Genomic DNA, 10,823 nt, shown 5'->3' on the forward strand with positions numbered 1-10,823 from the left:
CAACTTAGACTGGATCAGATTAAGATAATTTTTGAGTTATTAATTTGGCTATCAGATAATTTAAAGATGCCTAGCAGTTATTTTCTGGATTTTGTTAATTCCCAAACTGTCTTAACAAAAGATACATACCGAAAATGAACAAGGTTTTATTCATAATTCTTCAATGCTTCCTCAAATCTAGGAGAGAATTTGAGAGAGTTCAGACTCCAAGGTGTCAAATCTGTTTGTTCATAAATTTTTCCATTTTTGACTTTATACCAAGAGGTTATTAATCTCCTTTCTCCTGTAGCTAAATCTTGGCAATAACCCTTTAGGGCAAAAACATTGTTACTTTTATCAGTAGCAATTGAATTAATCTCAAAGTCCCAACCTGTATTAGGGTCAAACACCGGTTTGAACCATAACTTTAATGTATCCAATTTAATTTGATCAGTTGCACCCCAAATAGGGTCTGAATATAAAATTGAGTCTGCATATAATGCTGCGAAAGACTCAATGTTTTTTTCGCTAGATATAATTTGAACATAGGTATTGGCCAAATCACTTAATTTATTTTCACTTACAGTTTCGGTGCAACTGACCAGTAGAACTAACATGAACATAAAATTTGAAATCTTCATAAGAAAAAGAGGTATGTATAGTAAAAGTTAATAGAAATATCATTTTATAAGTAGTCCAACCATTTTTATCTTCGGTTGTCGCTATTGAATAAACTTTTGTAAAAAAAAATGCACAATCGATGTCTAAGATACATTGAGAATCGCACCTAAATTATTTCAAAATAATATTAAAAAGGTTCATTAATCAGTTTTTGAACTTTTTAGGATTACATGATATTGAACTTAATCCTTCCTATATCTAAAATTAATACTACTCCATTGTATACGAATAGCCGGTATTTTATCTAGTATTTGATCATGAGAAAATTGGACATAGTACAAGATTTTGAACAAGTAGTCGACCGTCAAACTGGATTAACAATTTGGATTTAAAACATGTTGAAATTAAGTTCTCTAACAACTACGAGAACCAGAATAATACAACAATCACTTAGCTTTAACGATGTTAAACAACCAATTCAAAATTTCAAACAACGTTCAAAGTAGGCTCCAAAAAAACTAATTAATTATGATAATCAAACTAGTCCAACACTGTTTAATTATTTGTTTAACTTTTACATTAGGCAGCCTTACAGCTCAGTCAGAGTCTGATAATATTCTAAGTACTGTTAATCTGGTAAATGAAGCAATCAATACAAAAAATGCCGAGCTAATTGATTCGGCATTCATTAAAACATCGGCCTTGTTCTATGGGGTAAAAGATGAGATTGCGTTAGAACCATACTCTGAAAACACACATACAGCCAATGGCCTAGCCTACTTCATAAAGTATTGGAAGGAAAATGAAATAAATGTAACTCAATTATTCGATGACATTGATATATTAGAAAATAGACAAGGAATGGCCATTGTTAAAACCAATTATACTGCACATAGAGATGGCAACCCCACCCATTGGGGTAAAGAAATTTATTCCTTAATTCTAACAAAGAATGGATGGAAAATTGTCTCCTGTATTTTCTCAATAAATACTGAATAAGAATAGAATACCTCTTTTAAAAATTTTGCTAGGGCTCGAGGTAAGAGCTGAACACATGCGTTTATTATTCATTAATTTCTATTTGCAACGAAGTCCAATACCAATTGCCTTCGTAATTAATGTACGTGATAATAAGTGGACTTTCCTTTTTAGTTTTTGGATCCAAAAATTTTGCCGTAGTATAGCCTAAATATCCATCAACAGAACTCAACTTTGATGTTATAATTTTAATTTTTCCATTGAAGTTAGACTTTAAAAAATCGAGAAATTCAGTTTTATTTAGGTGTTTAAGGCTAGTCAAATTTCCAGATTTGTACAAACCTATATCAGCTCTCCAATTCGAATCAATTAAACAAGATTCATTGATTGAAGCTGACTCCAATGAAGAAAGAATGTTCTTATTTAACTCTATAAGCTTTTCCTGATCAACAGTATTCTCAATTTTTTCTTCTATATCATCGAAATCAAATGCTATTGAAACATTCATATGATTAATTTTCCATCCATCTTTTGTTTTGAAGTATGTAAATAAATCATAGCCATCTTGACCATGTTTATGATCATCATACTCGTCAAACCTTGCATTAGAGATAGCAATATTTCCTAATATGTCAACATTGAATTGAGAAATCCTCAATTCATATGGATTAGGGTTAATACCAACCGTTTCAGCCCATCCGGAAGAGGTTGCTTTGAATAATAACTTAGCTCCGTCTTTATATTTTCTAGTTACATAAAGATTTGCGTCTAAATCAGTATAAAGATTATTTAGCCCTTCCTCATTATGAGTTTTAACAACTTCCATAAATGATTCTGGGTATGTCTTACGTACAGCGTCAGCTTGACTGTAAACACTTGAAGCAATAAATAAGAGGATGACAACAAAAATTAAGTTTTTCATAAGTACAATTTTAAATGTAGTTCAATATCACATTTAATAGTTGTATCATGGTTCTAGAATCAGTTTTGAAACTTATCTTTTGAATACAGTTAAGATGCTTTCTAATTGAAACTTTCTATCTGCATTAGAATTCGGAAATGTTATATCAGGTTCTGATTTATGTTTTAGAACCAGTTCTGTTTTAATAAACATTATTCTTATGATAATTAAAATAGAACACATCAAGCTATGATAAAAAATTATCTAATTACAGCTTTTAGGAACCTACTAAGGAATAAATCCTTCTCAATTATAAATATTACCGGCTTAGCCATTGGGATGACCTGTAGCCTTCTCATTTCAATGTATGTACTTTTTGAATTAAGCTACGATAAATTCAATCGGAATGCTGATTTGATTTATAGAGCTGCTGTTGATTTAGAGGCGAACAATTGGGCAATTTCAACATTTGGCCTGGGAGCATTAGCTACAGAATCATTTCCGGAAATTGAAAATTATACTCGAATAAAACCGATTGAAGCAATACTGATTAATGAAAATTCAGATACTAGGATAAAGCAAAAGTTATTCTTCGCAGACTCTACAGTATTCGATATTTTAGATATTAAGTTAATAAAAGGAGATCCAAAAACTGCCTTAACCAAGTCTCATTCAATTGTTTTAACACCAGAAAGAAGTAAAGCATTTTTTGGTGATGAAGACCCAATAGGTAAATATTTAATTACCTCGCGTCAACCTGTGCCATTTAAGGTTACCGGAATCTTTGAGCCTCTCCCCTCAAATTCTCACGTCCATATGGATGTGATGGTCTCATCTTTAAGTTTTCCGCCAATGAGACCTGATTTTGATAATGCCTTTGGTTTTTTAACAAGTCATTACACTTATTTTAAAATGAATGCAGAAATTGACCCAACATCTTTTGGACGTAAAGTATCCTTATTTCTGGATGAGCACTTTGAACTTACAGATGACGATTATAAAAATCACATTATTTTTCAACCACTTACATCAATACACTTAACATCTGACAGAGGCCTAGAATTAGAGCCTAATGGAAGTTATAAAAGCATCTACATATTTTCATCGATTGCCATTTTTATATTGCTAATAGCATGCATTAATTTCGTTAATCTTTCAACCGCTCAATCTTTAAAGCGTGCGAAGGAAGTAGGTATACGCAAGGCAATTGGTAGTAGTAAATTGCAATTGATCACACAATACCTGGGAGAGTCTATCTTAATCAGCCTAGTAGCTTTTTTAATTTCAATTGGATTAATAGTGCTGTTACTACCAAGCTTTAATGATTTTATAGGTAAACAACTCTCAATCAATCCAATTGATAATCCTACAATTGGGTTAACCTTCATATTAGTCAGTCTAATGACGGGAATTTTAGCTGGTTTATACCCTGCGTTCTTTATTTCTTCTTTTGATCCGGCAAAAGTTCTAAAAGGAAGCGCCACAGGCATTTCTAAAGGTCAAGTGTTTCGAAAAGCACTCGTAGTTATTCAGTTTGCTATTGCATTTATAATTATGGTTGGAACCTATACTGTGTACTCTCAGTTCGATTATATGACCAATAAGGATCTTGGCTTTAACCGTGATCAAGTACTTGTAATTGATTTGCCTAATGACAGTATTGGAGACTTAATGGTCAAAAATAAGTTACAGACACTTGCCGGTGTCGAATCAATAACAAGATTGAATGAGCTACCTGGCAATATGAATAACACAAGTAATGTGTGGTATGAGGGAGCTGAAACAGATAGGGGCGAAAACTTTTATTTGTTTAGTGCCGATGAAGATTTGATAGAAACTCTCGATTTAAAGTTACTTGTGGGAAGATATTTTCAACAAGGCACTCAGCAGTATAGAAATGAATTTGTGATTAACGAAAAAGCGTTAAGGCATTTTGGATGGAGGCTCGAAGAGGCCATAGGTAAACAAATGAATCTACAAACTAGAGGGGAATCTCCAGGTGTAGTTGTCGGGGTTGTACAAGACTTTCATTTCAAACACTTAAATAATGAAATAGACCCATTAATTATGTATTTATCACCAGAATATGAAAGTCGCTTCATGGCAATTAAGATAAACTCAAATCATATCGGTTCAACTATAGAATCAGTAAGAAATACATGGGATGAGCTTGTACCGCAACATGAATTTAATTTTCAATTTTTGGATAGCACCTTTGAAGGAATGTATGATCAAGAACAAAAACTAAGTGAAATGTTTGGGCTATTTTCAGGATTGGCAATCATAATTTCTTGTCTAGGCTTATTTGGCTTAACTTCTTTCACATTGCAACATCTTAGAAAGTCAGTATCTATACGAAAAGTGTTAGGGGCTTCAACGTCAAGCGTTACATTGCTAATAACAAAGTATTTTTTAAAACCTGTAATTATTGGAATGGTAGTAGCAATACCAATAGCATTTTATTTAACCAAAACTTGGCTTGAAGGTTTTGCATACAACATTGGATTTAGTTGGGAATCTCTTCTTTATGCCATGCTGGTTGGATTAGCAATTGCACTGCTTACAATTGGACAACAATGTTATAAGGCGGCAAATGAAAGCCCAATTAAATCAATCAGGCAAGATTAAATTTAGTATTAAATAAAACGTATTTGCTAAAGGTTGTATCCTAGTATTGATAAGATTTCAATGTGCAACTCTCTCAGTTTAGCTTGAGAAATGTTATTTAATGAGATGATATAGATTCCGTCCTTTACTACTGCGGATACACGAGAATGAAAACCTGGCACTTTGCCTCCCTGATTGACTACGGTAAATTCATCAGTATCTTTAAAAAACCAGCCACAGGAATAACCGTGGTCATTTATTTTTTGAATATTTTGTATTGCGTTCTCACTCAAAAGTTCGCCATTAAACAAGGCTTGGTAAAAAACATACAGATCTTCCACAGTTGACTCAATAGCTCCTGCCGCAAATGGAATAGATAAGTGTATTTGGTAAACCTGTTGCTTATCGCCACTTGCATTATAAGACTCTGTTTCACTATCGGAATTCAAATAGTAGCTATTTGTCATATTTAAAGGCTTAAAAATATATTCCCTTAAGAGTGTAGCATAAGAATCTCCGGTTATCTTCTCAGCCAGGTAACCCAATAACGTATATCCAGCATTACAATAGGCCCTTTTGGTTCCTGGTTCGAAAAGCAACTCCTGGCCGATAAAAGAAGACACTAGTTGTTTTGGTGCTGCTCCTCTAGAATGAAGTGCTACAATATCTTGATTCATGGTGTAATTCTGCAAACCACTACTAAAATTCAGCAGATGTTTCACCTTAATTTTAGAGACGTTATCAGTTTCAAACTCATCTAGATAGGAGTCCAATGTAGCCTCTAAGTCTATTAAACCTTCTTCTTCTAATTTTAAAATAATTGTTGCTGTAAAAGCTTTTGTAAGGGATCCAATTTTGTAAACAGTTTGAACATTATTCTTTGAGGATTCATTGGCATTTCCAAATCCAGCTTGATAAATGATACCGTCTGAATTCGCAACTAAAATAGAACCATGGTAATTTTGTGAATTGTAATAATCAGATACTAGATTTTGTATTTCAACCTTTAGATTCTTAGTCGAAGGTTGAGCTGCTGTAGAACTGATTATTGAAAAATGTAAAGTTGTTACAATGTAAATTATACTGAGAATTCTCATGCTTAAATATGTTGGTTATGCCCACTAATATGATTGTAATTGAGACAAGTAAGGTTGTTTAACATATTTTAGAACTAACTATTTAGTTGATAGATATTAAACCTCGAAAATAGAATGGTCCAGGATTTACTGATTTAAATGCAGATCAACATTAAGAATTTTTAAAACAGAACATTCCAATAAATCAGACTCCAAATGAATGGAATCATTATGAGATAAAATATAGCATAATAAATTCTAGATGTTTTTTCAAAGAGCTTCTTAACCCAAATTTGATAGATCTTAGTTAAGCAAAGCAAAACAAAAAAAAATGTAATATATATTTCTACCTGGACTAAAGATATTATTTGACTAAGTCGATAATCAGTTCTTGATTCCGTATTCATTATCATTACAAATATGGTTGCTGGAATCAGAATAAAAGAAAGTAAAGTTAGCGTGTGCGTTACCCACAATATTTGCTCATGTTTACTATGATATAAGCCAGTCTTATAAATTAGATTCTTGATTAGAAGAAATACTAATCGAATGCAAGAAATTACAATTAATAATATAGCTGATGCAATTATAATAATATGAAAATGGCTGTATTCCCACCAATTCAATTTTCTCAAACTAACCGAATCATGAAGGGGACTATTTACAAACAGGTTTTCAATTTTGTCATCTGCATCTCGCCTAAAATATAGATAAGAGCCATCTGACGTTCGAAACATGTCTTTATCAAATTGTCTGATTTCTTGAGTTCCATCTGCTATTAGGAAACCATCTATACCTAATTCAATAGTTAAATCTGAAATAAGACCTGTTAATTTTCTGATATTATTTTGTGGAATAAGATTAAATCGATAATCCCCTTCATATTCGTGAAGGTTCTCCGATGGACTAGTAGCTTGAAATTCTTCTGTAAACTGTGTATCCAGCTTTGGAAAACACTTGCGAATAATATTGTTTACTAGCTTTTGTCTTAACTCACTTCCTCCATGATCCGCCTCCAATGCTGCAAAAATGCCTAAGTTGATTTCAGGTACTAAAGCAATGATTGCAAAGTGATCTTTAGAGCCAGTATGATAAAACACCTGATATCCATTTATCTCTGATTCAAAAAAACTTAATCCTAACCCAGGCATACCAATTGTCGGTGAATATTGACGGGATAGTAGTTTACTCTTTGAATCTTTAGATAAAACTTGATTGTTTGAATTTGTGAGAAGCATGGACATGAATTTTGACATATCTGCAGCACTGCTTACCATCGTAGCTGAAGGATAGGGTATTACCCATTCATTCTGATCAAACCTTTCATCTTTAAACCTGTTGCAAATCTTATCCGGTATCGGTTGATCAAAGGTGCTATTTTCCATATTTAAAGGTTTGAAAATATGTTTATCTACATAGCTAGCGAAATCTAAGCCTGATATTACTTCTACCAAATGACCAGCTAGTGCCATACCATGATTAGAATAATTAATTTGATCTCCTGGTTTGAAAACTATTTCAGACAAATTTTTTCTGAAATAATCCTCCATAGACATTAATGGCTGAGTGGTAGGTTGAGTATCATTCATCATGACATCTAGTCCACTCGTATGCGTGATAAGGTTCCAAACAGTTACACTGTCTGAATCAAGCTGAATATTAGTAAAATATTTATTGACCGGTTCATGAAGTTTAATTTTACCATCTTCCACCAATTGCATAATAGCCACAGAAACAAATACTTTAGAAACAGACGCAATATTGAATACAGTGGAAGATTTGACTTGAACAGTTCTTGTTTCATCTTCCCAGCCATAACCTTCAGAGAGTATTAGAGAATCACCAATTACTATGGACACATTGGCACTTGGATAAGTTGATTTTTCTATATAGTCCGAGACAGATTCTTCAACCAGTTTCGTTATTGACTTTCGCAAACTGTCATAATTGTCTAGTCGATTTTCAGCAGGAAGTGGCTTTAAATAAACATTACCAAACACTGCAATGACGAGGATCGTAAAAAATTTGTGCATTTACCTATTCTTTTTTATTCTTAAATGCACTTGAGAGGAATACGTTGCAATTCTTACTGAATATTTTCAAAAATTAGATATCCAATAAATGTTAAAATAATTAGAATAGATAAAAGAATCAGTATTAAATTGAGCCATTTTAGCTCAATACTGCAATAAATCTGGTTGGTATCTTTATCGTAAAATATCGTGGTTATAGCCAACAAGTTAATTAGAAGAACTATAAATGGGCCCAATAGTAATAAAGACCTTACTAACCATGATATTATGGAAGAGTCTGAATCAGGTAGTTTTTCAGTAATCAGCCAGTAAAGCCCGGTGAATGGTGCAAACTCAATATCAAGATACTCCTTAAGCACTACCCCCAATAAAAATAATACTGGCACACATATTAAAATAAAGCCAATCCAGCTCGTAGATCTGGCTTTCAATATTGGATACATCAAATATTTTTGGTGCGTCTTTAAATTAGCATTAACATTTTTAAGATCATTCAATGATTTCTCAAATTCTTGTTCATTCATGCTTTTATCTTTATCTATTTTAATGCACCATTATTTAAATGGTTGCATTTTTTCTCACTTTTTCGATTCCTCTGCTTATTAAAGACTTAACTGTGCCCTCTTTTTTTGATAATACAATTGCAATCTCCTTTATTGTTAATCCTTCGTAATATTTCAGTGCTATAGGTTCTTGATATTTCCTGGGCAACTTATTAATTGATTGAATCAACAGATTCACCCTCTTATCGTTCAAAATCTGTGTTTCGATTTCAATTTTTTCTTCTTCAAGTGAAGCCTTATTAACAGGGGTGCACTGAATTAAAAACTTATACTTTCTGAATTGTTCCTGATTTCTGGAGTACATCATGATTTCATTGTATGCTATCCTATGTAGCCATATTATAAAATCAATACCTCTCCATTGATATCTCTGTATTGCAAGAAATGCTTTTATAAATACTTCAGAAGTTATATCTCTCGCTAGGTCAAAATCAAGAACTCTTTTGAACAAGTAATTAAAGATTCTCTGAAAATATTCTTTATAAAGAATACCAAAATCATCTCTATTACCTTTTTGGATGGATTTAATTATTCTATGCTGTTCCTCTAACTTCAATATAAGACAATGTATTAAAGGAATAAACTTGCTAAATATCAATCCAAGTATAGTATTAGAAGAGCTTATCAAACTATTTCTCTATGGCAAAGGTCAAGATCGAAGCGTACAACAGAATCCTCACTAATGATTACTATCAACTTTAGTTTCTTTGGGCTGCTCAGAATCCATAATCAACCCTTCATTTGCCACCCACTTATCATATTCCATATAATCCACCGTGCGGGTAGCTACCTCTGCACCCATTATTTTAGCAACTAAATGCAGGGCTCCATCAATTCCAGCTGAAATACCTGCTGTGGTAATGACCCTCCCATTATCGACATATCTAACGTTTGATAACACTTTAGCTTTAGGGAACGACTTTTGCAAGTTCTCAATTGCCATATGAAATGTTGTAACAGTCTGATCATCCAATAAACCAGCCTGCCCCAGAATAAAAGCTCCTGTGCAAACTGAAAAGAAATAATCAACTTCGCTCTCCTGATCCTTTATCCATTTCATTACTTCTTTATCTTGAAGTGCTACACCAGGGTTACCACCAAAAAATGCTAAAATATCTGCTTGAGGAGCATTGGTTATGTCATAATCAGGAATAACATTTAAAACACCTTGAGAAAGAATAGGATCTGTAGTTTTTGAAACTGTAAATACCTGAAAACCAGCATATGTAAAAACTTCTAATGGTCCTGCAAAATCTAAAACTTCAATACCATTTTGCAAATAAAAAGCAATTGAGGGCCGTTGAGAGTTTTCAATCATTAGTTTTTTCCTTTCCTTTTTTGATTGCTTTACTAGAGCCATACCGCATGGCTCACAAACACCAGGTTTGTCAAATTCATTTTCATCACACCTACTCTGGCACATAGGACAGTAATATGCAAATTCTTCATTTTCTGAATCAACCTGACAACTAGCTGTAATTGACATAACAAATAATATTATAAATACGATGCCTCTTAATATGTTTTTCATGACTTTTTGAATTTTCGAACCCAAAGGTTTATCTTCTCAATCTTATTTAAAAGGACAGATTCACATGGAATTAGGACAATTTTTTATATTCCTAATACATATAGATTAGAGGCTCATCTGCTTTTGAATTCAGAAGGCAAACTGAATTTATATTTTTTAAAAAGGTGTCTCAATTGATCAGAACTGTTAAACCCGCAAGCCTGAGAAACATATTCAATCTTATAGTTATCTGAAAGGAGTTTAGACGCATGTTCTAAACGCAATTTATCAATGTACTGCCCTATGGTAATTCCGGTTGTTCTTTTGAACAATCTCACAAGATTACGAGGACTCATAAACACCTTCTCTGCCAAACTTTCTATATTATTCTTTTCATTAAAATGGTGTATCAACCACTCCTGGATGGTATGAATCCTGTCTTCCAGATGATTACGATACTGAAGAAAAATACTCAATTGAGGGTCACCCTCACCGCGCCTTAAGTATAGAACTACCTCTCTTGCTATTGCTGAAGCACGCTCAGTACCAAAATAC

At 32.9% G+C, this 10,823-nt stretch carries 10 protein-coding genes; 2 read left to right on the forward strand and 8 right to left on the reverse strand.

Going from position 1 to position 10,823, the window contains the following annotated elements; genetic code table 11:
- Positions 1–146: 146 nt before the first annotated feature.
- Complete coding sequence (locus tag RLO81_RS18210; protein WP_350115099.1) at positions 147–596, reverse strand: nuclear transport factor 2 family protein; 450 nt, start codon at positions 594–596, stop codon at positions 147–149.
- 532 nt (positions 597–1,128) lie between these two features.
- Here RLO81_RS18210 and RLO81_RS18215 point away from each other — a divergent pair.
- On the forward strand, positions 1,129–1,599 hold the full coding sequence (locus RLO81_RS18215; RefSeq protein WP_350115101.1) for a hypothetical protein: 471 nt from the start codon (positions 1,129–1,131) through the stop codon (positions 1,597–1,599).
- Positions 1,600–1,663: 64 nt separating this feature from the next.
- On the opposite strand, the gene RLO81_RS18220 is transcribed toward RLO81_RS18215, so the two are convergent.
- Positions 1,664–2,500, reverse strand: coding sequence for a hypothetical protein (locus RLO81_RS18220; protein ID WP_350115104.1), 837 nt, complete (start codon positions 2,498–2,500; stop codon positions 1,664–1,666).
- Between the two features lie 228 nt (positions 2,501–2,728).
- Between RLO81_RS18220 and RLO81_RS18225 the strand changes: the two genes are divergently transcribed.
- Positions 2,729–5,107, forward strand: coding sequence for an ABC transporter permease (locus tag RLO81_RS18225; RefSeq protein ID WP_350115107.1), 2,379 nt, complete (start codon positions 2,729–2,731; stop codon positions 5,105–5,107).
- Between the two features lie 26 nt (positions 5,108–5,133).
- On the opposite strand, the gene RLO81_RS18230 is transcribed toward RLO81_RS18225, so the two are convergent.
- From RLO81_RS18230 to RLO81_RS18255, 6 genes are all read right to left on the reverse strand, one after another.
- Entirely contained in the window at positions 5,134–6,183 is a 1,050-nt protein-coding gene (locus RLO81_RS18230; RefSeq protein ID WP_350115110.1) for a serine hydrolase domain-containing protein, read from the reverse strand.
- Between the two features lie 161 nt (positions 6,184–6,344).
- Positions 6,345–8,195, reverse strand: coding sequence for a serine hydrolase domain-containing protein (locus tag RLO81_RS18235; protein ID WP_350115113.1), 1,851 nt, complete (start codon positions 8,193–8,195; stop codon positions 6,345–6,347).
- Positions 8,196–8,248: 53 nt separating this feature from the next.
- Positions 8,249–8,719 (reverse strand): hypothetical protein, encoded by a 471-nt coding sequence (locus RLO81_RS18240; RefSeq protein ID WP_350115116.1) that lies wholly within the window; start codon positions 8,717–8,719, stop codon positions 8,249–8,251.
- Between the two features lie 34 nt (positions 8,720–8,753).
- Positions 8,754–9,314, reverse strand: a complete 561-nt coding sequence (locus RLO81_RS18245; protein ID WP_350115119.1) for an RNA polymerase sigma factor — start codon at positions 9,312–9,314, stop codon at positions 8,754–8,756.
- Between the two features lie 123 nt (positions 9,315–9,437).
- Complete coding sequence (locus RLO81_RS18250) at positions 9,438–10,289, reverse strand: DJ-1/PfpI family protein (protein ID WP_350115122.1); 852 nt, start codon at positions 10,287–10,289, stop codon at positions 9,438–9,440.
- A 113-nt stretch (positions 10,290–10,402) separates the two neighbouring features.
- The coding region (locus RLO81_RS18255; RefSeq protein ID WP_350115125.1) for a helix-turn-helix domain-containing protein at positions 10,403–10,823 on the reverse strand (421 nt) is incomplete at its 5' end.

This window comes from Fulvivirga sp., assembly GCF_040220315.1.
In the GTDB taxonomy this organism is placed as follows: domain Bacteria; phylum Bacteroidota; class Bacteroidia; order Cytophagales; family Cyclobacteriaceae; genus Fulvivirga.

Bases quoted from the DNA above. Each gene is read 5' to 3' on its own strand.
- RLO81_RS18250 (WP_350115122.1), bottom strand. From the start codon at position 10,289: ATGAAAAACATATTAAGAGGCATCGTATTTATAATATTATTTGTTATG.
- RLO81_RS18225 (WP_350115107.1), top strand. From the start codon at position 2,729: ATGATAAAAAATTATCTAATTACAGCTTTTAGGAACCTACTAAGGAAT.
- RLO81_RS18220 (WP_350115104.1), bottom strand. From the start codon at position 2,500: ATGAAAAACTTAATTTTTGTTGTCATCCTCTTATTTATTGCTTCAAGT.
- RLO81_RS18235 (WP_350115113.1), bottom strand. From the start codon at position 8,195: ATGCACAAATTTTTTACGATCCTCGTCATTGCAGTGTTTGGTAATGTT.
- RLO81_RS18210 (WP_350115099.1), bottom strand. From the start codon at position 596: ATGTTAGTTCTACTGGTCAGTTGCACCGAAACTGTAAGTGAAAATAAA.
- RLO81_RS18215 (WP_350115101.1), top strand. From the start codon at position 1,129: ATGATAATCAAACTAGTCCAACACTGTTTAATTATTTGTTTAACTTTT.
- RLO81_RS18240 (WP_350115116.1), bottom strand. From the start codon at position 8,719: ATGAATGAACAAGAATTTGAGAAATCATTGAATGATCTTAAAAATGTT.
- RLO81_RS18230 (WP_350115110.1), bottom strand. From the start codon at position 6,183: ATGAGAATTCTCAGTATAATTTACATTGTAACAACTTTACATTTTTCA.